The organism is Streptomyces smyrnaeus (genome assembly GCF_017676345.1).
Taxonomy (GTDB): domain Bacteria; phylum Actinomycetota; class Actinomycetes; order Streptomycetales; family Streptomycetaceae; genus Streptomyces; species Streptomyces smyrnaeus.
Genome location: NZ_JAFFZM010000002.1, coordinates 312491 through 335496, shown reverse-complemented (window position 1 = coordinate 335496; position 23006 = coordinate 312491). Strand labels below are relative to the sequence as shown.

General features: G+C 72.5%; 24 protein-coding genes. 8 read left to right on the top strand and 16 right to left on the bottom strand.

Annotated elements, in window-relative coordinates; translation table 11 throughout:
* Positions 1-97: 97 nt before the first annotated feature.
* A complete protein-coding gene (locus JW613_RS04985) occupies positions 98-1762 on the bottom strand; it encodes an ABC transporter permease (protein ID WP_209209466.1) in 1665 nt (554 codons plus the stop codon).
* Complete coding sequence (locus JW613_RS04980; RefSeq protein ID WP_209209465.1) at positions 1759-2862, bottom strand: ABC transporter ATP-binding protein; 1104 nt, start codon at positions 2860-2862, stop codon at positions 1759-1761. Before JW613_RS04980 ends, JW613_RS04985 begins: the two co-directional genes overlap by 4 nt.
* Before the next feature lie 93 nt (positions 2863-2955).
* On the opposite strand from JW613_RS04980, the gene JW613_RS04975 reads away from it, so the two are divergent.
* On the top strand, positions 2956-3432 hold the full coding sequence (locus JW613_RS04975) for a GbsR/MarR family transcriptional regulator (protein ID WP_307865789.1): 477 nt from the start codon (positions 2956-2958) through the stop codon (positions 3430-3432).
* A 91-nt stretch (positions 3433-3523) separates the two neighbouring features.
* Here JW613_RS04975 and JW613_RS04970 read toward each other — a convergent pair whose 3' ends face one another.
* Positions 3524-4519 carry a diacylglycerol kinase catalytic domain-containing protein gene (locus tag JW613_RS04970; protein WP_372447901.1) on the bottom strand — a complete coding sequence of 332 codons (996 nt, stop codon included), beginning with the start codon at positions 4517-4519 and terminating at the stop codon, positions 3524-3526.
* Between the two features lie 274 nt (positions 4520-4793).
* On the opposite strand from JW613_RS04970, the gene JW613_RS04965 reads away from it, so the two are divergent.
* Together JW613_RS04965 and JW613_RS04960 are read left to right on the top strand one after the other, a co-directional pair.
* Positions 4794-6077 (top strand): adenylosuccinate synthase, encoded by a 1284-nt coding sequence (locus tag JW613_RS04965; RefSeq protein ID WP_209209464.1) that lies wholly within the window; start codon positions 4794-4796, stop codon positions 6075-6077.
* A 106-nt stretch (positions 6078-6183) separates the two neighbouring features.
* On the top strand, positions 6184-6768 hold the full coding sequence (locus JW613_RS04960; protein WP_209209463.1) for a Uma2 family endonuclease: 585 nt from the start codon (positions 6184-6186) through the stop codon (positions 6766-6768).
* On the opposite strand, the gene JW613_RS04955 is transcribed toward JW613_RS04960, so the two are convergent.
* Positions 6756-7319 carry an HXXEE domain-containing protein gene (locus tag JW613_RS04955; protein ID WP_209209462.1) on the bottom strand — a complete coding sequence of 188 codons (564 nt, stop codon included), beginning with the start codon at positions 7317-7319 and terminating at the stop codon, positions 6756-6758. The two genes, JW613_RS04960 and JW613_RS04955, sit on opposite strands and share 13 nt — an antisense overlap.
* 212 nt (positions 7320-7531) lie before the next feature.
* On the opposite strand from JW613_RS04955, the gene JW613_RS04950 reads away from it, so the two are divergent.
* Positions 7532-7789: a hypothetical protein gene (locus tag JW613_RS04950; RefSeq protein ID WP_209209461.1), complete on the top strand. Its 258-nt coding sequence runs from the start codon at positions 7532-7534 to the stop codon at positions 7787-7789.
* A gap of 80 nt (positions 7790-7869) precedes the next feature.
* On the opposite strand, the gene JW613_RS04945 is transcribed toward JW613_RS04950, so the two are convergent.
* The 5 genes from JW613_RS04945 to yczE all read right to left on the bottom strand — a co-directional run bounded on the left by JW613_RS04945 (position 7870) and on the right by yczE (position 12036).
* A complete protein-coding gene (locus JW613_RS04945; protein WP_209209460.1) occupies positions 7870-8583 on the bottom strand; it encodes an alpha/beta hydrolase family protein in 714 nt (237 codons plus the stop codon).
* Complete coding sequence (gene kynU / locus JW613_RS04940; RefSeq protein ID WP_209209459.1) at positions 8580-9884, bottom strand: kynureninase; 1305 nt, start codon at positions 9882-9884, stop codon at positions 8580-8582. The genes JW613_RS04945 and kynU overlap by 4 nt, the downstream gene beginning before the upstream one ends.
* Positions 9877-10698, bottom strand: a complete 822-nt coding sequence (locus JW613_RS04935; protein ID WP_209209458.1) for a tryptophan 2,3-dioxygenase family protein — start codon at positions 10696-10698, stop codon at positions 9877-9879. The genes kynU and JW613_RS04935 overlap by 8 nt, the downstream gene beginning before the upstream one ends.
* Positions 10699-10937: 239 nt before the next feature.
* Positions 10938-11351 (bottom strand): DUF3151 domain-containing protein, encoded by a 414-nt coding sequence (locus JW613_RS04930; protein ID WP_209209457.1) that lies wholly within the window; start codon positions 11349-11351, stop codon positions 10938-10940.
* 49 nt (positions 11352-11400) lie between these two features.
* On the bottom strand, positions 11401-12036 hold the full coding sequence (yczE, locus tag JW613_RS04925; RefSeq protein WP_209209660.1) for a membrane protein YczE: 636 nt from the start codon (positions 12034-12036) through the stop codon (positions 11401-11403).
* 291 nt (positions 12037-12327) lie between these two features.
* Here yczE and JW613_RS35585 point away from each other — a divergent pair, with 291 nt between their 5' ends.
* Genes JW613_RS35585 through JW613_RS04910 form a run of 4 tightly spaced genes read left to right on the top strand, consistent with a single transcriptional unit; the run spans position 12328 to position 16104 of the window.
* The gene (locus tag JW613_RS35585) at positions 12328-12969 is read left to right on the top strand and encodes a DUF6875 domain-containing protein (RefSeq protein ID WP_245225017.1); all 642 of its coding nucleotides are present in this window, start codon (positions 12328-12330) and stop codon (positions 12967-12969) included.
* Positions 12966-13937, top strand: a complete 972-nt coding sequence (locus JW613_RS35580; RefSeq protein WP_307865788.1) for a tryptophan 2,3-dioxygenase — start codon at positions 12966-12968, stop codon at positions 13935-13937. The genes JW613_RS35585 and JW613_RS35580 overlap by 4 nt, the downstream gene beginning before the upstream one ends.
* Positions 13938-13981: 44 nt before the next feature.
* Positions 13982-15310, top strand: coding sequence for a kynureninase (locus tag JW613_RS04915; protein WP_209209455.1), 1329 nt, complete (start codon positions 13982-13984; stop codon positions 15308-15310).
* Positions 15307-16104 (top strand): SDR family NAD(P)-dependent oxidoreductase, encoded by a 798-nt coding sequence (locus JW613_RS04910; RefSeq protein WP_209209454.1) that lies wholly within the window; start codon positions 15307-15309, stop codon positions 16102-16104. The genes JW613_RS04915 and JW613_RS04910 overlap by 4 nt, the downstream gene beginning before the upstream one ends.
* 32 nt (positions 16105-16136) lie before the next feature.
* On the opposite strand, the gene kilB is transcribed toward JW613_RS04910, so the two are convergent.
* From kilB to JW613_RS04875, 7 genes are all read right to left on the bottom strand, one after another.
* Positions 16137-16604, bottom strand: coding sequence for a plasmid transfer protein KilB (gene kilB / locus JW613_RS04905; RefSeq protein ID WP_209209453.1), 468 nt, complete (start codon positions 16602-16604; stop codon positions 16137-16139).
* Between the two features lie 80 nt (positions 16605-16684).
* On the bottom strand, positions 16685-17716 hold the full coding sequence (gene fbaA / locus JW613_RS04900; protein ID WP_209209452.1) for a class II fructose-bisphosphate aldolase: 1032 nt from the start codon (positions 17714-17716) through the stop codon (positions 16685-16687).
* A 249-nt stretch (positions 17717-17965) separates the two neighbouring features.
* Entirely contained in the window at positions 17966-18508 is a 543-nt protein-coding gene (locus JW613_RS04895; protein WP_099883034.1) for an orotate phosphoribosyltransferase, read from the bottom strand.
* Between the two features lie 44 nt (positions 18509-18552).
* Positions 18553-19377 carry an aldose epimerase family protein gene (locus tag JW613_RS04890; protein WP_099883032.1) on the bottom strand — a complete coding sequence of 275 codons (825 nt, stop codon included), beginning with the start codon at positions 19375-19377 and terminating at the stop codon, positions 18553-18555.
* Positions 19378-19508: 131 nt separating this feature from the next.
* Positions 19509-20498 carry an SRPBCC family protein gene (locus JW613_RS04885; protein WP_209209451.1) on the bottom strand — a complete coding sequence of 330 codons (990 nt, stop codon included), beginning with the start codon at positions 20496-20498 and terminating at the stop codon, positions 19509-19511.
* 92 nt (positions 20499-20590) lie between these two features.
* Positions 20591-22087 carry a polyamine aminopropyltransferase gene (locus tag JW613_RS04880; protein ID WP_209209450.1) on the bottom strand — a complete coding sequence of 499 codons (1497 nt, stop codon included), beginning with the start codon at positions 22085-22087 and terminating at the stop codon, positions 20591-20593.
* 146 nt (positions 22088-22233) lie between these two features.
* A complete protein-coding gene (locus JW613_RS04875; protein ID WP_099883026.1) occupies positions 22234-22812 on the bottom strand; it encodes a DUF2617 family protein in 579 nt (192 codons plus the stop codon).
* Positions 22813-23006: the final 194 nt, after the last annotated feature.

Sequence of the window (23006 nt, the reverse complement as noted above, 5' to 3'; positions counted from 1 at the left end):
TGAACGTGAGTGGCGGCCGGGCGCTGCGGTACGCGCCCGGCGGGTGAGCCGCCGGGGCGCCCTGCCCCCGGCGGGGGGCGCCCCGAGCCCGGAGGCGTTACTTCGTCTCCAGGTCCCGCGCGCGGAACCCCGCGAGACCGGCTGCCACCAGGGCGGCGGCCACCAGCGTCAGCAGCACCATCGGGGTCCAGCGCATCTCCTCGGCGGGGAGTTGCGGGACGTGGCCGAAGGGGGAGAAGTTGTTCAGCCAGGCGGGCAGGTCGAGAAGCTTGCCGAGGTAGCCGACGACGAAGCCGTAGACGGGAACCGCCCAGGCGAACGCGGTCGCGCGCGGTGCCCAGCCGAACAGCAGGACGGCGAAGCCGCCGGTCACCCACAGCGCCGGGGCGTAGGCCAGGCCCCCGCCCACCAGCTGGGTGGCCAGTGAGCCGTCGCCCGTGGAGGCGGCCCCCGCCAGGCCGAGGCCGAGCGCGCCGAGCAGCAGCACGAGGGTGCCGCCGACCAGCGCGGCCACCAGGTGGGAGCCGACCCAGCGGGACCGGGACAGGCCGGTGGCCAGCAGGGACTCGACGCGGCCCGCGGTCTCCTCCGAGCGGAGCCGCAGCGCGGCCATCACCACGAAGAGCGAGGCCACGACGACGACCACGAGCATCACCATCGAGGCGAACGACTCCACGAGGCTGCCGCCCGTCTCGGCGAGCGCTTCCCGGATGTCGTCCAGGTCCTTGAGCATGTCGTCGACGTCACCCAGGAGCGAGCCGTACATCGCGCCGAGCAGCAGCAGCGCCGCGCCGAAGCCGACGAACAGCCCGCGGTGCAGCCGGACGGCGAAGCCGAGCGGGTGGCTGAGTGCGGCGGAGGCACCGGGGCTGCCCTGCCGGGGCGGCAGCAGGCCGGCGCCCACGTCGCGCCGGGTGCTGAGCACGTACCCGGCGGCGGCCGTGCCGACGGCCAGGGCGAGGGCGGGCAGCAGCGGCCACCAGCGGTTGTCGGCGAAGGGGTAGGCGCGCTGGATCCAGCCGATCGGGGAGAGCCAGGAGACGGCTTCGGTGCCGACGTCGCCCGCGGCGCGCAGCGCGTAGGCGGCGCCCAGCACGGACAGTGCCAGGCCGGAGGCGGCCCTGGTGTGCGCGGACAGCTGCACGGTCACGGCGGCGACGCCCGCGAGGACGAGGCCGATGACGGTGAGTGCCGCGCCGTAGAGCACGGCGCCGCCCGCGGTGGCGCCGTCGAGTCCGGCGGCGGGCAGCGTCCCGGCCAGCAGCAGGCCGAGCACCACGTTGGCGGTCGCCGCCGTGGCGAGGGCAGCGGTGAGGGTGGCGTGCCGGCCGACGACGCCGGAGCGGACGAGCTCGGCGATGTTGCTCTCCTCGTCGGCGCGGGTGTGCCGCACGACGGTCAGCACGCTCATCAGCCCGGCGAGGATCGCACCGTAGCCCAGCATCAGCAGGCTGAGCATGGAGGCGGGGGTGAAGTGGGAGAGGTAGTGCTCGGGTCCGGTCATGGCGAGCATGGCGGGGCCGCTGAGGGTCTTGACCATGTCGGCGGCCTTGTCCGGGTCGTCCGGCGCCATGTCCGTGGCCTTCTGGACGGTGGAGAGGGTCAGGAAGACAACCGCCAGCACCCAGACGGGCAGCCGCACCCGGTCGCGGCGCAGCGCGAACAGGAAGAGGGTGCCCGTACCGGCGAGCGCGGTACCCGCCGGCCGGCTCTCCTGGTGTACGGCCCCGGTGCGGGGCGTGGCGTCGGTGACGGTGCTCATCGCGATCCGCCCTCCGTGGCCGAGTCGGTGGACTGTCCGGCCTGGTCAGGGAGTTGCGCGGCGGCGGAGCCGCCCTGGGCCGCCGCCGCGGGGTCGGAGGTGCCCGGGGCATTCGGGCCGGGGCCGGACGGGGCGTGCCCGCGCTCGGAGAGCTCGTCGCCGTAGTGCCGCAGCATCAGCTCTTCGAGCGTCGGCGGGTGGCTGACGAGGCTGCGCAGACCGAGTCCGCTCAGCCGGCGTACGGCCGCGTCGAGGTGGGCGCCGTCGACGGCGAAGCGCACCCGGTCGCCCTCGGTCACCAGGTCGTGGACGCCGGGCAGGTCGGCGAGGCCGGCCACCTCGGAGCTCGCGCCGGCCGACGTCCCCGGCAGGTCGATCTCCGCCTCGATGGTCGTACGGGTCAGATGGCGCATCTCGCCGAGCGTCCCGGACTGCACGATCTTGCCGAGCCGGACGATGCTCACCCGGTCGCAGAGCTTCTCGACCTGGGACAGGATGTGGCTGGAGAGCAGGACGGTGCGGCCCTGGGCCTTCGCCTGGACGATGACGTCCTGGAAGACGACCTCCATCAGGGGGTCGAGCCCGGCGGTGGGCTCGTCCAGCAGCAGCAGTTCGGCGTCGGAGGCGAGCGCGGCGATGATGGCCACCTTCTGCCGGTTGCCCTTGGAGTAGCTGCGGCCCTTCTTCGTCGGGTCGAGGTCGAAGCGCTCGATCAGCTCGGCCCGCTTCTTGGGGTCCAGGCCGCCACGCAGCCTGGCGAGCAGGTCGATGGCCTCGCCACCGGTGAGGTTGGGCCACAGCTCGACGTCGCCGGGTACATAGGCGAGCCGGCGGTGCAGGGCGACCGCGTCGTGCCAGGGGTCGGCGCCCAGCAGCCGCGCGGTGCCGGTGTCGGCGCGGAGCAGGCCGAGCAGGATGCGCAGGGTCGTGGACTTCCCCGCTCCGTTCGGGCCGAGGAAGCCGTGCACCTCGCCGGTGGCGACCTCGAGGTCCAGTCCGTCGAGGGCACGGGTCCGGCCGAAGGTCTTGACCAGGCCGGAAACGGAGATCGCCGTGGTGGCGGGCGCCGCGGAGCGGGTCGCTGTGATGGACGCGTTCATGTTTTGGAAGCTACGCTCATTTCACAAATTTGTGAAGTTAAGGAAGCGTTAGGGTCGTTCCCAGGACCGCTGAGCAGGGAGAAGCTGACAGACGTGGCAGAAGACTCCGTGGAGGACTACGAGAAGAGGGTCTCCCCCTTCGTCGAACGGTTCGCCGCCGACCTCACCGAGGCAGGCATGCAGCGCATGGCGTCCCGCGTCTTCGCCTGCCTGCTCGCCTCCGAGGACGGCGCCCTCACCTCCGTCGAGCTGAGCGAACGGCTCCAGGCCAGCGCCGCCGCCATCTCCGGCGCCGTGCGCTACCTCGCACAGGTGGGGATGATCTCCCGGCAGCGCGACCCCGGCTCCCGCCGCGAGCGCTACACGCTGCACCAGGACGTCTGGTACAGCACCCTGCTCAACCGAGACAACGTGCTCAGCCGCTGGCTGGTCACCCTCAACTCCGGCGCCGAGGCCCTCGGCACCGACTCCCCCGGCGGACGCCGGGTGCAGGAGAGCGCCGAGTTCCTCGAATTCATGCAGCACGGGCTGGAGGACATGCTCAAGCGCTGGCAGTCGCGCAAGGGTTGAGCCCTCTCTCGTGCTCCGACGAGGGGGTGCCGCTGGGGGAGCAGTTCCCCGCGCCCCTGACGGGGCGCAGCTCCTGCCCCGCGAAGCTGGGTCAGCCTGCTGGCAGGACCAGCTGCCAGGCGCGGGGGCGCACGGTCCAGGTCCGGGACTCGGCGGGGGCGGCCGAAGCCCCGGCATCGGCGTCGGCGCGGTAGCGGAAGCCCTCCGGCGCCGAGACGGTCACGGTTCTCGCCCGTACCCGCACCGGCGTGCCCGTCAGCGGCTGGACGGACACCTCGGCGAGCCCGTCGGCGCCGGTCGTCCGCACCGTCACATCCGTCACCGGCCGGTCCGGACCGGCCACCACCGCGCCGTCCGCCTCCACCCGCAGCCGCTGCACCGTGTGCCGGTGCGGCGTACGGGGTGCGGGGGCCGTCGGCGCCGCCCGCCGGTCGTCCGCCGTGCGCTCCCCCGCACGGGGCTTGCGGGACTGCACCGCGCGGGACTGCACCGTGCGCGCCAGCGCCTGATACATCCGCCGCCACGGCGGGGGCGGGGACGCGGGGGTGCCCCCGGGGCGCGGCGGGGCGGCGGGCGGATGCCCTTCGGTGCGCAGGCCGCCCAGGACGACCCCGTCCTCCTCGTCGACCAGCAGGTCCAGCGCTCGCGGGTTGCCGCGCAGCACCGTACGGGCCGCCGAGACCGCGTCCAACGGCAGCCCGAGGCTGCGGGCGAGGGCGACCGAGGGCCCGTTGCCGACCGGCACCACCGACAGCGCCGTCTCCGCCAGGGCGCGCTCCCCGTGCAGATGCTGGACCGCACGCAGCAGGGCGCGGTCGTTGCCGACCAGAACGGGGCGTCTGCCGCCGCGCCGGGCCAGCAGCCGCGGCGTCTGCTCCGGGTCGTCGGGGAGACACAGCTTGAGCCCCGGCGTGCCCGCACGCAGCACGTCACGGGCGATCCGGACGGACTCGGCGTCCGTGAGCCGGGCAACCGGGTCGACGACCACGAGCAGCGGAACCTCCCCCGAGCTGTTCGCGCGGGGGGCGCCCCCGGCGGCCCGGTCCACGCTCGCGGGGGGCCTCGCGGAATCTGGAGCCGACACCACGGTCCTTCCTCATGAATCCGGAGGGATCCGGATGGTTCCGATGCGTACTTCCCTTGCGTACTGAGGTGGTGCTGGTTCGTACGTCCGTCCGGCTCGGGGCACTCCCCTGTTCGTCACCCGGGAGAATTGTTCGGTAATCTCTCGGTGCAAGAGCCCCTGCCGCTGTTGCGCCAGGGGCTTCCTCTATCTGGGGTACCGGCCTGCGGCTCTTGCGAGGGTGCCGAGTGGCGCCACCGCACGTGGGACATGCCCCGCCCGGAAGGGGTGTACGCCTGTGCCCGCACTTGTGCTGCTCGGTGCTCAGTGGGGTGACGAAGGCAAGGGAAAGGCCACCGACCTGCTCGGTGGCTCCGTGGACTATGTGGTGCGCTACCAGGGCGGCAACAACGCCGGCCACACGGTCGTCGTCGGCGACCAGAAATACGCGCTGCATCTCCTCCCGTCCGGGATCCTCTCCCCGGGGTGCACCCCGGTCATCGGCAACGGAGTCGTCGTCGACCCCTCGGTCCTGCTCTCCGAGCTGAGCGGGCTCCAGGAGCGCGGCGTCGACACCTCCAAGCTGCTGGTCAGCGGTAACGCGCACCTGATCACCCCGTATCACGCGACGCTCGACAAGACGACGGAACGGTTCCTGGGCAAGCGCCGCATCGGCACCACCGGGCGCGGCATCGGCCCCAGCTACGCCGACAAGATCAACCGGGTCGGCATCCGCGTCCAGGACCTGTTCGACGAGTCGATCCTGCTGCAGAAGATCGAGGCGGCGCTCGACTTCAAGAACCAGGTGCTGGCCAAGCTCTACAACCGCCGCGCGATCTCCCCGCAGCAGGTCGCCGAGGAGCTGCTGGGCTACGCGGAGCAGATCCGCGGCTACGTCGCCGACACCACGCTGATCCTCAACGACGCGATCGACGAGGGGAAGGTCGTCCTGTTCGAGGGCGGCCAGGGCACGCTGCTGGACGTGGACCACGGCACGTATCCGTTCGTCACCTCCTCCAACCCGACCGCGGGCGGCGCCTGCACCGGCGCCGGTGTCGGCCCGACGAAGATCAGCCGGGTCATCGGCATCCTGAAGGCCTACACCACCCGGGTGGGCGCGGGCCCCTTCCCGACGGAGCTGTTCGACGACGACGGCGAGGCACTGCGCCGCATCGGTGGCGAGTTCGGCGTCACCACGGGCCGCAACCGGCGCTGCGGCTGGTTCGACGCGGTCATCGCCCGCTACGCGACCCGCGTCAACGGCCTCACCGACTTCTTCCTCACCAAGCTGGACGTGCTCACCGGCTGGGAGCAGATCCCCGTCTGCGTCGCCTACGAGATCGAGGGCGAGCGCACCACGGAGCTCCCCTACAACCAGAGCGACTTCCACCACGCCAAGCCGGTCTACGAGTACCTGCCCGGCTGGAGCGAGGACATCACCAAGGCGAAGACCTTCGGCGACCTGCCCAGGAACGCCCAGGCCTACGTCAAGGCCCTGGAGGAGATGTCCGGAGCCCCCATCTCCGCCATCGGCGTCGGCCCCGGCCGCGACGAGACGATCGAGATCAACTCCTTCCTCTGAGCACCCGCACGTCCACCGTTCACCCGTTCGGGCCAATCGGGGAGGGATCCCCCTCCGCCGGTCGGCCCGGCGGGTGAGTCTGGCCTCCACCTGGAGGAGGCACAGCATGACGGCTATGGCCGAGCGCACGTCTCGTATGACGGTCGAGGAGTTCGAACGGCTCGCCTCGACCGCCCCGGAGACCGTCACGTTGGAGTTCGTCGACGGGCGGATCGCGGAGAAAGCAGCGCCGGACGGAGATCGCGGAACAATCACCATGTGGCTGCTGCGGCAGTGCATGCAATCCCGCTCGGAGCTTGATCTCTATCCGTTGCAAGGTCTGAAGGTCGGCGCCTGCCGCAAGGGCAGAGCGCGCCCGGACGGCTCGCTCGTACCCATCGACCACTTCGTGGGCCAGGGCGAGTGGGCCGACCCCGCAGGGGTGCTGATGACCGTCGAGGTCACCTCCTACGACTCCGACACCGACCAGCGGGACCGCCGGGAGAAGCCGGCCGCGTACGCGGCGGCCGGTATCCCCGTCTATCTCCTCATCGACCGCGACCGGTGCGAAGTCGTCGTCCACACCAATCCGAGCCAGGAGGCAGGCCGCTACCGCGATCTGCACACGGCGTCGTTCGGGGAGCAGGTGGACATCCCCGATCCGGTCGGGATCTCGTTGGAGACGGAGCCGCTGAAGCGCTACGTGCGCTGAGGCCCGCGCCCTTCCAGGGCGCGCAGCAGCAGATCGGCGACGCCGTGTGAGACCGCCGTCGCGGCTGCGGCGGCGCCGATGCCGAGCACCACCTCACGTGCGGTCGTCGGGCGGAGTACGCCCGCTGCGCGCAGCCGCTTGCGGGCCCAGGCGGTGAAGGGGATCACCAGCAGCGGGGAGGTCACCGAGCCGGGGGTGTAGCCGCGGGTGGCGGCGGCCTGGGCGAGGTGCAGGAAGCCGTGCAGTCCGAATCCGGTGAGCGCCCCCTGGTAGAAGCCGCCGCGGCCCCCCGTGCGGTAGCCGTCCGCGGCTGCCGCCGCCACGATGACGGCCATGACGCCGACCGCGGTGGCGAACCGGCGGCCGTCCATCGACTCCAGCCGCGTCCACAGCGCCTCCGGTACGCCGGGTATCCGCTCCCGCAGCTCGGGAAGGCGGGTACGGGTCCAGTGGGGCATCATGGCCACTTCCTCCGCGTCGTGCAGCGCCCAGGCCGCGAACAGGCCCAGGGTGACGCCGACTTCCACCGTCTCGGTCCGGTCTGTGTTCATGAGGGAAGTGTGCCGGGGGCGAGCGGGCGGGGAGCAGCCGCCCCGTGGGTGTCTGCCGATTCGGGGGTCCGCGCACCTCGGACGCGTCCGTGCGGGGTATACGACCGGCACATACGGACTAATGATGATCGTTCAGCTGCGAGGTGTGGAAGGGGTCTCGACGCACAGGCAGAACCGCGCGAGACCGCGCACCAGACCCGCAAGGAGCACCTATGCGCATCCGCACCGCGACCGCAGCCGCCGTCCTGGCGTCCGCCGCCGTCCTCGGCTCGGCGGGCACCGCCTTCGCCGGCGACAGCCACTGGTCCTCGTTCGCCCAGGACTTCAGCCGGCACAGCCTGGACGCGCGAGTCAGCAGCAGCGACAACGACACCACCTCGATCAAGAAGTTCGAGACCACCAACGTCTCCGACAACGTCATCACCGACTTCAACACGGGTGCGAGGATCGGCGAGCTCGAACTCGACTGAGCCGTCATGCCCCGGGGCGCTCCGCGCGTCCACACGCTCCCGGCCCCGCCGACAGCGGGGCCGGACGCGTGTACGCCGTACTAGCGAAGGGAGCGGACCAGTACGTCGAAGGCGGGGGTGCGGGGGGTGATGGGGGAGTAGTGGCCCACGCCCGGCATGAGGTGGAGGCGGGCGCCCCAGTTGTTCGCGTAGCGGCGGGAGAGCTCGATGGGCACCTCCTGATCGGCGGTGCCGTGCAGGATCTCCACCGGTGGGCGGGGCAGCAGCCGCATGGGGTCCGCCTCCGACAGCAGGGAGGCGACCTTGTCCTCGCCGCCGAGCAGATCGGCGACCACTCCGCCCTTCAGCCGCATCTGGTGGGCCCGCTCCAGGTCGGCGACCGGAGCCAGCACGACCACGCGCCCGGCGGCCCGCTCCCGCTTGGCCGCCGCCCACAGGGCCAGATGGCCGCCCGCCGAGTGACCGAACAGCACGCTGGGCACCGCGCCCAGGTGGTCGAGGGCCGCGTCGATGTCCTCGACCGTCGCGGGCCAGCCGCCGTCCCCGCCGATCCTGCGGTACTCCACCAGTGCCACCGGTATGCCCTGGCCCGCCAGGGCGGCGGCGAACGGTGACAGGTGGCTGCGGTCCCACTCCTCGCGCCAGAATCCGCCGTGCAGCAGCACCACCCGGCCACCCGCTGCGGCCTCTCCGTACAGGTCGATGACCTGCGAGGGATGCGGCCCGTACCGCTCCTGGCGCTCCGGCGCGGCCGGCTGCAGGTCCAGCAGGGCCTTGTACTCGTCCTGGCTCATCGCGTTCCCCCGGTCACCTGACCAAGGACGCGGGCGGCACGCTCGACGTCCTGGAACGAAGTGTAGAGCGGGGTGAAACCGAAGCGCAGGACTCCGGGACGGCGGAAATCGCCGACGACGCCGCGCGCGCCCAGCTCCCTCATCACCGGCTCCGCCCGCTCCGCCGGGTCGCACAGCAGGGAGATCTGGCTGCCGCGCCGCGCGTGTTCGACCGGGGTCACCGAACGCACCGAGAGCCCCCCGCCCGCCGAGCCGACCACCGAACCGCCTGCCGAGGCGGCCGGCCCGTGGGCGGCGACGCAGCGCAGGAAGAAGTCGGTGAGCGCCAGCGACTTGGCCCGTACGTCCTCGATCCGCACCCCCTCCCAGACGCCGAGCGCCGTCTCCAGCGCGGCCATGGACAGGATGTCCGGGGTGCCCACCCGGCCGCGGACCGCGCCGTTCGCGGGCTCGTAGTCGGGCGCCATCGCGAACGGGTCGGCGTGCGAATTCCAGCCGGGCAGCGGGGAGTCGAACCGCTCCTGGAGTCCGTCGCGTACATAGAGGAAGGCGGGCGCCCCGGGGCCGCCGTTGAGGAACTTGTAGGTGCACCCCACCGCGAAGTCCACGCCGTGCGCGTCCACTCCCACCGGCAGCGCACCGGCGCTGTGGCACAGGTCCCAGACCGCCAGGGCGCCCGCCGCGTGCACGGCGGCCGTCAGGGCGGGCAGGTCGTGGAGGGCGCCGGTGCGGTAGTCGACGTGGTTGAGCAGCACGGCCGCCGTGCGGGGGCCCACCGCGGCGGGCACGTCCTCGGGCGCGAGGGCGCGCAGCGTGCAGCCGGTGAGCCGCGCAGCGGACCCGGCGATGTAGCCGTCGGTGGGGAAGGTGGCCGCGTCGACGAGAAGTTCGTCGCGTACCGGGTCGTCCTGCCTCGCGATCCGCACCGCGCCGACCACTGCCTTGAGGACGTTCACGCTGGTCGAGTCGGAGACGACGACCTGTCCCGGTGCCGCGCCGATGAGCGGCGCCACCAGCGCGCCGACCCGCTCCGGCATGGTCCACCAGCCGGACTCCTCCCAGGACCTGATCTGCAACCGGCCCCACTCCCGGGAGACGACGTCCGCGAGCCGTCCCTCGACGGCCTTGGGCAGCGCACCGAGGGAGTTGCCGTCGAGATAGACGGTGGCCGGGTCGAGCACGAAGTGCTCACGCAGCTGGGCCAGGGGGTCGGCGGCGTCCCGGGCGAGGGCTTCCTCGGCCAGTTCCTCGGCCAGTCCGTCGGCAGGCAACGCTGCGGGGTCCGCGGTGGGGTCAGACATGGCTGCGCGCCGTCCACAGCTCGGGGAAGACCTGCTTGGCGGCCCGCTTCTCCAGCCAGGCGACCCCGGCCGAGCCGCCGGTACCGACCTTGGACCCCATCGCCCTGCGGGTCGCCACGAGGTGGTCGTTGCGCCATCGCCAGACCAGCTCGGCGACCTCGGTCAGCGCCTCGCCGAGCCGGTGTGCCGCGGAGCCCGGGTCGCCCTCGTAGACGCGTACCCATACGGCTTCGACGCCCGGGTCGGGCTCGTATTTGCGGGCGACGTCCCGGCGCAGCACCTCTTCGGGCACGTCCTCCCCCTGCCGGGCGAGGAAGCGCAGCGCCTCGTCGTAGAGGCTCGGTTCGTGGAGCGCCTTCTCCAGTTCGGCGTGCACCCGGGGCGATCCGCGGTGCGGCACCAGCATGGAGGCGGACTTGTCGCCCAGCAGGAACTCCAGCCGCCGGTACATCGCGGACTGGAAGCCGGAACCCTCGCCCAGCGCCGAACGGTAGGCGTTGAACTGGGCCGGGGTCAGATGCGCCAGCGGCTCCCAGGAGGCGTTGAGCGAGATGAGCTCGTAGGTGGACCGCTTCAGGGCCGCCAGCGCGCCCTCGATGTCGTCCTGCCGCAGCCGGGTCGCCGCCGTCTGCCACTCGTGCACGATGACGGTGAACCACAACTCCATGACCTGGGTGGTGACGAGGAACGCCATCTCTCCGGGGTCGTCGGAGAGCGGGTCCTGGAGGTGGGTGAGGACGTCGGCGCGGACGTAGTCCTCGTACGGTGTGGTGCCCGCGAAATCCAGTACCGGGGCATCGGGGTCGTGTGACATCGCTGTCTCCACTCGCTGTGCTTCCGGGTAGCGGTCCGCTCCTTCCAGATAGACATCGGAGCCCCGGTCCCCTCGGGCCCCTGGGGGCCCACCGGCATCATGCGCGCTGTGCGGCGGCGGCGGCAAGGTCACCCCGCCTCGAAGCGGGTGCCCTCACCACCGCCGTACACCCACCGGTCATCGGACGCCGGTCACCGGGCACCGGGCGCCGGGCGCCGGTACCAGTGCCGGCAGCCGGCTCAGCCCAGGGTCGCGGCAGCCGTCGGTGAGCTCTCCTTCAGGAAGGAGGAGCACCGCTCGTACTCATCGTGCTCCCCGATCGCCTGGGCCGCACGCGCGAGGGCGTGCAGGGCGCGCAGGAAGCCACGGTTCGGCTCGTGCTCGAAGGGCACGGGCCCGTGCCCCTTCCAGCCGTTGCGGCGCAGCGCGTCCAGCCCGCGGTGGTAGCCGGTGCGCGCGTAGGCGTACGACTCGACGACGCGGCCCGCCTCGAACGCGTCGTCGGCGAGCTGTGCCCACGCCAGCGACGAGGTGGGGTGCTGTGCGGCGACCTCGGCGGGTGCCGTCCCGGCGGCGAGCAGCTCGCGGGGCCCGGGATCGTCGGGAAGGTGGGTCGGGGGCGGACCCCCGAGCAGGTTTTCGTGAATGGCCATGACTCCCAGTGTGCCTGTACGGACCGACGTCCTGGCGTCTCCCCCGGGGTCAGGGCGCCGCCTGCCCCGGTAGGCCCCGCCCGGCGGCCCCCGCAGGCTCCCGCGGGGCGAACAGCCGCTGGAAGAACTGGATCAGCGGCCCGATGGTCAGCGCGTGGACCACCGTGCCGATACCGACGGCACCGCCCAGCACAAAACCCGTGACCAGGACGGTGACCTCCAGCACCGTCCGCACCAGCCGGGTGGAGCGGCCGGTGACCCGGCACAGCCCCGTCATCAGACCGTCCCGGGGTCCGGGTCCGAAGCGGGCGGCGATGTACAGGCCGGTCGCGGCTCCGTTGAGCACCACGGCGACCAGGAACAGCGGGACCCGGACGAGCAGCGGTTGCGGCGTGGGGGTCAGCGCCAAGGTGGCGTCCATCGACAGGCCGACCAGCAGCACGTTGGAGACGGTGCCCAGGCCGGGTCTCACCCGCAGCGGCACCCACAGCAGCAGCACGGCGGCGGAGGCCAGGACCACGACGGTGCCGATGCTCAGCCCGGTGTGCTCCGCGACGCCCTGGTGGAAGACGTCCCAGGAGTTGAGGCCGAGCCCGGCGCGCAGTTGCAGGGCGACGCTCGCGCCGAAGAGGACCAGCCCCGCGTAGAGCTGGGTGAGCCGGCGCGGGACGTTGCCCTGTGCCAGGCCGAGGGCGTCGCGGAGCCCGGCGGCGCTGCGGAAGGGGCGCGAGGAGGGGTCCACGCCCCCATCGTGGCGTGGCCGCGCCCGGACGAGGCGGGGAACGCCCGGCCCGGCCGGTGGCAACCACGCAAAAGCAGCCATGTCCCAGCGGCCTCTGGTACCGCCTCCCTGCTTTCCCGTCACCTGCGCTCCGCCCCACCAGGCACGCCTGCCCGGAGCAGGCTCCCGGCGTCCCGCACACGATGACGGAGATGAGTCTGCCGTACCCGCCCGGGATGGCGTGATTCTTACCGTATGGACTTATCCAACGGGGACAGTGGCGAGCGCCGCCCGGCACCACGGGAAGCGGCGTGGCACTGGTTCGAGGAGTTTCTGTGCCGGCCGCACGGCCGGCTCGGGCGGGACGGCCAGGTCTGCCCGTTCGTCGGCCCGGCGATGGAGGCGGAGACGCTGCGGGTGGCGGAGTGGGAGGTCGGGCCGGAGCCGGACGTGGCGGATCTGGTGGCGCTGGTGCACCGGATGGTCGACACCTTCCAGCAGATGGAATGGCCGATCCGCAACCGCACACTGCACGCCTTCGTCGTCGTCCTCACCGGCCTGGACGCGGCTGCGCTGCCGCTGCTGGACGAGGCACACCGCAGGGTCAAGCCGGAGCTGGTGCGCCGCTATCTGATGCTCGGTCAGTTCCATCCGGCGTGCGACGAGCGCGCGGCCCGCAACCCGGGCCTGCGGGTCTCGCGGGCGCCGGTACCGCTGTTCGCCCTGCGGCACATGGCCTTCCACGACGTACTGTTCCTGGACGACGACGAGGAGTGGTTCGGCGCCTACCACGCACGGTTCGGCCGCCGGTACGCCTCGGTGACGATGCCCGACCGGCTGTTCGCCGACCGGTACGCACGCGCCTGCGAGAAGTGGCTTGCGGGGTGCGGCGCGTGACGGCTGCGAACCACAGCGGCGACGGCGACACCGGGGGCGACGGCAACTACGGCGGCGGCCACGGCTGCGAGCCGGGCGGCAAGGGCAGCGATGCCGAGCGGGCCCGACTGGCGGCGCTGCGCGACGGCGAGCCCCTGGTGGAGTTCGCGGGCGGCTCGACCCCGTACATCGACTACCAGTCCATCGACGTTCTCCTCTCCCTCCAGCAGCCCCGCTCCGACGCCCCCGCCGAGCTGCCCTTCTACGTCCTGGGTCAGGTCAAGGAGCTGCTGTTCAAGCTCCTGTACGAGGAGCTGGTGCGGGTGCGGTCGCTGCTGGCCGAGGACGAGGTGTGGCAGGCGACCTGGGTGCTGCGCCGCGTGCAGCGGGAGGCCGGGCTGCTGTGTTCGACCTGGGACGTGCTGGGCTCCCTCGCACCCACCGAGTTCAACGCCTTCCGCGACAGCCTGGGGCAGGCCTCGGGCCTCCAGTCGTACATGTACCGGATGGTGGAGTACGTCCTCGGCAACAAGGACCCCCGGCTCGCCCGCCCGCATCTGGGCGTCCCCGGGGTGGCCGAGCAGGTGCGCCGGGCGCTGGAGGAGCCCAGCGTGTACGACGCGGCCCTGGCGCTGCTCGCCCGGCGCGGCGCCCCGCTCCCCGCGACGGCGCTGGAGCGCGACTGGTCGCAGCCCTACGCGCCGAGCGACGCGGCCGAGCGGGCGTGGGCGCAGGTGTACGCCAAGGGCGGCGCCCCGGGCGGGGGCCCCTCCCGGCCGGAGTCCGGAGGGGAGCTGTTCTGGCTCGCCGAGGCGCTGGCGGACGTGGCCGAGGCGATGTGCCGCTGGCGGTCCCTGCATCTGCTCACCGTCGAACGGATCATCGGCACCAAGCCCGGCACGGGCGGCACGCACGGGGTGGCCTGGCTGCGCCGTGTGAGCGAGCACCGGTTCTTCCCCGACCTGTGGGCGGCGCGGGGACGGCTATGAGGGCGCGAGGACATCAGGCGGCGGAGGATTCCAAGGGGGCGCAGATGACGACGACGCAGCCGGAAACACACGGGCACCACAACGGCCACCAGGCCGCATACCAGGACGTGTACCCAAAGGTCCGCCAGGAGGAGGCCGTCGAGCTGAGCACCGTCCGCCAGCTGGACGCGGCGGACCCGCTCGCCGCCTTCCGCACCCGCTTCGCCCCCACACCCGACGGGTTGGTCTTCCTCAACGGGGCCTCCCTCGGCCGCCTCCCCGCGGCCACCGCCGACGCCACCGACGCACTGGTGCGCGGCGAGTGGGGAGACCGGCTGGCCGAGGCCCGCACCCAGTGGCTCGACCTGCCGCAGCGGGTCGGGGACGAGTTGGCCGCCACGGTGCTGGGCGCCAGGCCCGGCGAGGTGGTGGCCTCCGACTGCACCAGCGTCAACCTCTACAAGCTCGGCGCCGCCGCACTCCGTGACCGGCCGGGGGCCGTGGTGCTGGACGACGACAACTTCCCCACCGACCAGTACGTACTGACCGGGCTCGCCGAGGAGTACGGCCGCGAGGCGCGCGTCGTGCGCACCGACCCGGACCGCGGACCGCAGCTCGACCAGCTCCGGCTGGCCGTCGAGGGTGGGGCCGCGCTGGTGTCGCTGTCACTGGTCTCGCACCGCTCGGGCGCACTGGCCGACATGCGCGCCGTCCAGGAGATCGCCCACGCGGCCGGAGCGCTGGTGCTGTGGGATCTCAGCCACGCGGTGGGGGCGCTGCCGCTGCGGCTGACGGCGGACGGCGCGGACCTGGCGGTGGGCTCCACCTACAAGCATCTGTGCGGCGGGCCCGGCGCCCCCGCGCTGCTGTACGTCCGCGAGGAGCTGCACGGCAGGCTCACCCAGCCCGTGCAGGGCTGGTACGGGCACCGCGAACAGCTCGCCATGCGCACCGACTTCTACCCCGACCCCAGCATCCGCCGCTTCCTCACCGGCTCCCCGCCCGTCCTCTCGCTCGCCGCCCTCCGGCCCGCGGTACGGCTGCTGGGCGAGGCGGGCCCGGCGCGGATGCGTGCCAAGAGCACCGCGCTGACCGGTCTGTTCCAACGGCTCGCCGCCGAACTGCTGACTCCGTACGGCTTCCGCCTCGCCGGCCCGTCCGACCCCACCGAGCGCGGCGGCCACCTCACCTACGCGCACGAGCGGGCGCGGGCGCTGGTGCCGCTGATCGCCGAGCGGGCGGGCGTGCTGGTCGACTACGGCGCACACGACCGGATACGCGTCTCGCCCGCGCCGCTGTCCACCCGCTTCGAGGACGTGTACGAGGCGGTGCACCGCATCCACCGCCTGCTGAGGGAGGCGGCGGGGGACGAGCCGAGGAAGGAGCGCGCATGACCGCCGAGGAGAGCCGGACCGGCCGCCGCAGGAGAGTGCTGGTCACCGGGGCCTCACGGCCCACCGGCATCGGCGCCGCCATCGCGGCCGTGCACGCCGAACGCGGGGACGCGGTGGCCGTGCACTGCCGTGCCGACACCGCCGCGGGCGAGTCCGTCGTCGCGGGCCTGGCCGGAGACGGCCACGCACTCGTCGTCGGGGACGTGGGCGACCCGGAGCAGATCCCACGCCTCTTCGACGACGCGGTGGCCACACTCGGCGGCGTCGACGTCCTGGTCAACAACGCGGCCGTGCACATCGAGCACCCCGTCGCGACCACTCCCTGGGAGGAGTGGGAGCGGCTGTGGCGCCGCACCCTGGAGGTGAACCTGCTGGGCGCCGCCCATCTGTCCTGGTGCTTCGCACACCATCTGCTGCGGCGTCCGGAGGGGTCGCGAGGCGGCCGGCTGGTGATGGTCGGCTCCCGGGGCGGCTACCGCGGCGAGCCCGACGTACCCGCGTACGGCGCGAGCAAGGCGGGCATGCACGCGCTGGCCCAGTCGCTGGCCGTGGCGCTCGGCCCGCACCGGATCGCCGTCGCCGCCATCGCGCCCGGCTTCACCCGTACGGATCTCACCCAGCCCCTGCTGGACAGCCCCGAGGGCAAGCGCATCGTCGCCGACCACCCCATCGGCAGGATCGCGGAGCCCCGCGACGTGGCCGAGGCCGTCGCCTGGTTCACCGCCGACTCGCCGGGTTCCGAGTGGGCGACCGGCGCCGTGCTCGACCTGAACGGAGCGTCCTATCTGCACTGAGCGGGGCGCCCCCGCCCGGCAAGCGGAGAGCGTCACCGCACCAGCCGGGAGGCCACCGAGACAAACGCCTCGATGGCCTCCCGAGCCCCCCGCGCCCGGCTGAGGTACTCAGAGTGCTCCCCCGCCTCGGAGATCTCCATCGTCTGCTGGTAGGCGAGCTCGGCCGCGCGGGCGACGCTCTGGTCGTGGGTGAGCAGCTTGACCCGGTAGAGCGCCTGCCGGGTGACCGTGCGCAGCCGGTGCGCCTCGTCGCGTGCCTCCTTGTACGACTCCCCGCCCGCGTCCTCCGTCTTGCGGTACCAGCGGGTGGCCTGGCCGTGGCGGTAGTCCTCCACTGCCGCCGCGAACGCGGTGTAGGTGGCTATCCACTCCTGGCGCAGCGCCTCGGCGCGGGTGAACTCCTCGTTGCGCCGGGAGGCGAGGCGCTGGAAGACATGGGTGATCACCGATCCCAGCAGCGTGCCACCGACCGCGACGACACTTGTCCAGATGGCTTCCATGGCGGCAGTCGAACACAGGAAGCCCCCGGCGCGCCGGGGGCTTCCTGTGGATCGTGTTCTGGCTGTTGCCTCAGGCGCTGCTACTTCAGGCGGGTGCCCGTCGAGCGGAGGTTGGCGCAGGCGACCTGGACCCGGTCGGCCATGCCCTTCTCGGCGGCCTTGCCCCAGCTGCGCGGGTCGTAGACCTTCTTGTTGCCGACCTCGCCGTCGACCTTCAGCACACCGTCGTAGTTGCTGAACATGTGCGCGGCGACCGGGCGGGTGAAGGCGTACTGGGTGTCGGTGTCGAGGTTCATCTTCACCACGCCGTTCTGCAGCGCGGTGGCGATCTCCTCCTCCGTGGAGCCGGAGCCGCCGTGGAAGACGAAGTCGAACGGCCGGCTGCCCGCGGGCTTGTCGAACTTCTCCGCGACGCCCTCCTGGAGGTCCTTGAGCAGCTCGGGCCGCAGCACCACGTTGCCCGGCTTGTAGACACCGTGCACATTGCCGAAGGAGGCGGCGAGCAGGTAGCGGCCCTTGTCGCCGAGGCCGAGCGCCTCGGCGGTGCGGACGGCGTCCTCGACGGTGGTGTACAGCTCGTCGTTGATCTCGTGGGTGACGCCGTCCTCCTCGCCACCGGTCGGGGTGATCTCGACCTCAAGGATGATCTTCGCGGCGGCGGCCTCGGCCAGCAGCTCCTGGCCGATCTCCAGGTTGTCCTTGAGGGTCTCGGCGGAGCCGTCCCACATGTGGGACTGGAAGAGCGGGTTCTCACCGCGCTGCACCCGCTCGCGGGAGACCGCCAGCAGCGGGCGGACGTAGCCGTCGAGCTTGTCCTTCGGGCAGTGGTCGGTGTGCAGGGCGACGTTGACGGGGTACTTCTTCGCGACGATGTGTGCGAACTCCGCGAGCGCCACGGCGCCGCTGACCATGTCCTTGCTGTACTGCCCGCCCAGGAACTCGGCCCCGCCCGTGGAGATCTGAACGATGCCGTCGCTCTCCGCCTCGGCGAAGCCGCGGAGCGCGGCGTGCAGCGTCTGCGTCGAGGTGACGTTGATGGCGGGGTAGGCGAACTTGCCCTCCTTCGCCCTGTCGAGCATCTCGTTGTAGATCTCGGGGGTTGCGATGGGCATCAGACCGCTCCTTGGGGTGTGCGTGGTGAATCCGGCTTCGGCTCAACGGAACGACGTCATCGTCGTGCCCATCTTCCCAGACGGGGCCGGATGCTCCGGACGCGAGTATTCACAAGTTCACTAAGTGACAGGTGTGCCATAAGCGCCACATGTACTGGATGTGGCACACGCGCTGAATGTGACACGCGTGGCCAGGTGCAGGTGGTTTCACGTGAAACGACGAGCGCGGGCACGGGGACCACTGGGGGCTCACCCCAGTTCGAGGTCGTCCAAATCGAACGCGTATACGTACGGCACCCCGGCGCGTTCCATCGCGGGAGCCGCGCCGCGCTCCACGATCGTCGCCACCGCGACCACCTCGGCACCCGCCTGGCGGGCCGCCTCCACAGCGGTGAGCGGCGAGTTCCCCGTCGTCGAGGTGTCCTCGACGATCAGCACCCGGCGCCCCGCGACATCCGGGCCCTCGATCCGGCGCTGCAGCCCGTGCGCCTTGCCCGCCTTGCGGACGACGAACGCGTCGAGGTGCCGACCGCGGGCCGCGGCGGCGTGCAGCATCGACGACGCGACCGGGTCGGCCCCCAGGGTGAGGCCGCCCACCGCGTCGTAGTCCAGATGCGCCGTCGCGTCCAGCATCACCTGGCCCGCGAGCGGCGCCGACTCACCGTCCAGGGTGATCCGGCGAAGGTCGATGTAGAAGTCGGCCTCCGCTCCGGAGGAGAGCGTGACGCGGCCGTGCACCACGGCCTTGTCCTTGATCTGTCGCAGCAGCGCGGCGCGCACGTCGTCATTCATGAGGCCTCAGCCTATGCGTCCCGCGACCGTCTCCCGGCAGCCGCCTAGAGCCGCTGCCAGCTCCAGGTCGTCGTCAGCTCCAGCGGGTCGATGGGAGTCACCTGGCGCGGGTGGGAGTTGAGCCCGTTCGGGGGGCCGGACTGCGGCTCCACACAGACGGCCTCCTCCGGCTCGTCGTAGACCACGACGTACTCGGCCCGCGAGGTCATCCGCAGCGACAGCTCGGACGGCCAGGTCAGGGTGACGTCCACACCGCCCGGCATCCCGAAGCAGTCGTCCCAGGGGCCGGGCCGCGGCTCGATGCGGGTACCGGTGGGGATGTGGTCGGCGCCCCGCTCCTCCTGCCACTCGGGGGAGAAGTCGATCCGCACGTCCTCACCGCCCTGGCCGAGGTTGCGCAGGAACCACGGGTGCCAGCCGGCCTGCGCCGGGAAGGAGACGTCGAAGGTCTCGACGGCGAGCTTCAGGGTCAGCGAACCGCCGTCCTCGGCGAGCTCGACGACCTGGGTGACGCGGCCCTCCCAGGGCCAGGGGTCGGTCAGTTCATAGGTGAACGACGCCTTCGTTCCGGTGGCACCGGGCGCCTGGCGCCACACCGCGTCCCGCACGGTGCCGTGGATGGCGTGCGGCCTGTTGTTGAGCGGCAGTTGGAACATCTCACCGCCGTTGCGGAAACGTCCCTGTGCGGTGCGGCCGCACCACGGCGCCATCACGAACGACCCGTACTTCGGTCCCTGGCGCAGGAGTTCGGTGCCGCCCACCCGGAGGGAGGCGAGTCGGCACCCACGCTGGGGTTCGACCGTCACCTCTGTCCCCTGGGCGCCGAGCACGACGGACGTGGCTTCTGCGGAGGTGGGCAGATCAGTCATACAGCGACCATAACGGCGGGGTCCGCGACGCCGCCGCAAGACCCGCTGTCGGCGGTACCGCGCCACCGGTTGCGGGCGGCAGCCGAGGGCGGCACCGGTTGGCGGGGTCGCCATCTGTGGCGGACTCGCCGTCAGTGGCGGCGGCGCAGCGCCCGGCCGAGCACGACGGCGCCGGCGACCACAACGGCTGCGGCGGGCGCCGCCCAGCGCAGGGTGGCGGTCGCCGAAGCCTGCTCGGGAGCGGGGACGGGCGCGTAACGGCCGCGCGGTGGAGCGTGGTCCACCTCCTCCGCGCTGCGCCCGATCATCGTGCGCCGGGCATGGGCGGCCTCCGCGCCGAGCCCGCCCGCGTCACCGGGCGCGCCCGCGGCGACGTAGCTCTCGTCCGCCGCTTCCACCCCGTCCGCCGCGTCCGCCGCATCCGCCGCCTGGGCGGCGTCGAGTTCGGACTCGTCGTCGCGGCCCAGCGAGGAGGGCGGCACCTCCGTCTCGAACAGCGGGGTGCGGTCCGGCTCGGGCTCCGGCTCCGGGATACCGGGGATGGCCCGCTCGTTGTCGCCGGGCGCACCGATGCCGCCGGCCACCGGACCTTCGCCCGCTTCGCCCCCACCGCCGTCGGCCGCCTCCGCCTCCGGGCTGCCCGCGGGCGGCTCGTCGCGGATGCTGTCGCCGAGCGCCGCGGCGAACCGGTCGAGCAGGCGCACCCCCGCGGAGGTCGCGGTCTTCTCGTCCAACGCCGCGAGCCTGCCGGTGCCGGTGACCGTGCCCACACACACCAGTGCGGTGCCCTCGCCGTCGTCCGCGGAGCGGGGCTCGATGGTGAGCGCGAGCTCGACGGTGCCCTCCCCGCGGGCCTCGTTGCCGCTGCCGGCCACCTCCAGCCGCTCCAGCGCGTCGGGCGCCGCGGTGGCGCCGGTGCCGCCGCGCGGGGTGAGGGTGAGTGTGCCCCGGTAGGTGATGGTCGAGCCGCCGATACGTACTTTCAGGCGGCCCGGCAGCTGTTCGGTCGCCTCTTCCGGCGCCAGCTGGAACCCGGGCACGCAGCGGGCCACGCGGGCGCTGTCGGCCAGGGCGGCCCGCACAGAGCCGACGGATAGCGGTACGTACACCTCGTGCTCCATGGGTCGGAGCCTATTACTCCGCAGTCCGCCACACCTATATGACTGCGCCGCCTCTTTGCCGCCGGTCGCTCCGCGCGTGCTCGCGAGCAGGGTCAGTGGGTGTAGCGGGGGTGCATCAGGGTGGAGGGGGGCAGCCGGGGGTGCTTCCGGGCGGGGCAGGTGGGCGGCGCCGGGTGCGCGTGCCGGGCGAGCAGATGGTCCCGGTCACCGGCGGAGGGGCACGGCTCCAGTCCCACGGCGCGCAACGTGGCGTGCACCGTCCAGAAGTTGTGGCCGTACCCGGCGCCGGGCGCGCCCGCCCGCAGCGCGAACCGTCCCTCGTCGGCGAGGGTCCGCGCGGCGAGCCCGTAGAACTCCTGCGAGTACAGCTTCAGCTCGGCGGAGGCACTCGGCGGGGGCAGCGCGGAGACGATCACATCGAACCGGGCCGCGTCCGTCCGCACCCGGTCCCGCAGCCAGTCGAAGGCGTCCGCGTGGACGAAGCGGACCCGCGGATCGTCCAGCGCGCCGCCGTTCAGCGCGCGCAGGCCCGGGTCGTGCCGTGCCAGCCGTACGACACCGGGATCCGGTTCCACCACGGTGACCTGCCGGACACCGCGGGAGCGCAGCACCTCCCGCAGGGCGAGCCCGTCACCCCCGCCGATGATCAGCACACGGGCGTTCGGGCCGCCGGCCATGGCGGGGCGGACGAAGGCCCGGTGTCCGTCGCGTGCGTGCCGGCCCCGCAGCGCCAGCCTGCCGTCCCGGTAGAACCGCAGTTCGCCGGCGGCGGCCCACTCGCTGCGGGCCGCGCCGCCGGTGAGCACGAGTTCCTGGCGCGGGGTGTCGACAGCGACCCGCACCTCGCCGCCGTAGACGGCCTCCCGTGCGGCTTGCTCGAACGGGCCGACGAACGCCGTCCCCGCGAGCAGCAGGGCCAGTACGCAGCTGTTGGCCGCCAGCAGCCGCCGACGGTCCCGGGCTGTCAAGTCGTGCCGGAAGAGCCACTGCACGACCAGGCCGCCGGCCAGCACATTGACCACCCCGGTGAGCAGTCCGCCGGTCAACTCCCCGGCGAGCGGCAGCAGGAGGAAGGGGAAGGTGAGCCCGCCGACGAGCGCCCCCACGTAGTCGGCGGCGAACAGGTCGGCGAGGGCGCCGCCCGCGTCCTGTCGGCGGATCCGCTGGATGAGCGTCATCAGCAGCGGCATCTCGGCGCCGATCAGCACCCCGACGGCGAAGGAGGTGACGACCAGCGCCACCCGGGCCCCGCCCAGCCAGGCGAAGGAGGCGTACAGCGCTATCGCCGAGCCACCGCCGACCAGTGCGAGCAGCGCCTCGACATAGCCGAAGCCCGCGGCGGCGTGACAGCGCAATCGCTTGGCCAGCAGCGAGCCGACGCCCATCGCGAAGACCATGACGGAGAGCACCACGGACGCCTGGGTGACGGAGTCGCCGACCAGGCAGGAGGCCACGGCGACGAGTTCGAGCTCGTAGACGAGGCCGCAGGCGGCGCACACGAACACCGAGGCGAGGACGAAGCCGCGCCCGAACCCTGCGGGGACGGGCAGGCGCGCGCTGTCCACATAAGGCTGGGGACGGTCGATCATGAATGCACGCTACGTCACATACCGGACATGTCAGGTCACCCACACGGGGCTATTCCGCGCCGCCGGACTCTCAACGTCCGTGCTTTCTACCGGAGTTGAGCACTCCGCGTACGCGTACCCCTTGCCCCACCGCACGGGACGGCCCTTCAGGCCATGGCCGGGCCGCAGACCGGCACCGTGACCGGCCCGCCCGGCCCCGGGACACCCCCCAACCCCTCCCGCACTCTGGTGGCCACCCGGGTACGCGTCGAGACCAGGCAGCCCTCCTGCGGATAGGAGTGCCAGGTCCGCCAGCGGATCTGCCCCTCGTGCCGCTGGACGAGCAGCGCGGTGAAGGCGCTCGGCGCGCCCGGGAAGGTACCGGCGAAACCGTTGGGATGGTCCGCGACCAGCGCGAGCAACTCCTGCGCGCGGCCCGCGAACGAGCCGGGTGACAGCCTCTCGACCCGCGCCGCGAACTCGTACTCCCACTCTCCGAAACGCTTGGAGACGCCCAGCGGGAGCGGGGTGCTGCGGCCCGGCAGGCAGGCGACGGTCTCGGAGCAGCTGCCGTACTCCTCGCCGAGCAGCACCTGGTGCGAGGCGCCGAGCAGCCGCAGCTGCACGCGGGTGTCCTCCAGTTCGACGTCCATGCAGGCGAGTGCCGGCAGCGGCGCCCGGCCCAGGTCCCAGGCGAGGTCGTGCGCGCGGGTGTCGGTGTAGGCGGTCTTCAAGGTGGTGAGCATGGGTCGGCTCCGCAAACACGCAGGGAGGGTGGGCCGCCCCACCCCTCGAGCTCCCGAGCCTCCGGGCCGGGGCCGGGAGCGCTCGGGGACGACAGTTCACGATTCACCGAATCACGGAACGCGCTGCGTCCCCAGCGCTTTTACCCAGGTTCTGCGGATTTCCATCCCATAGGTATGGAAGAGGTCAAGTGTTC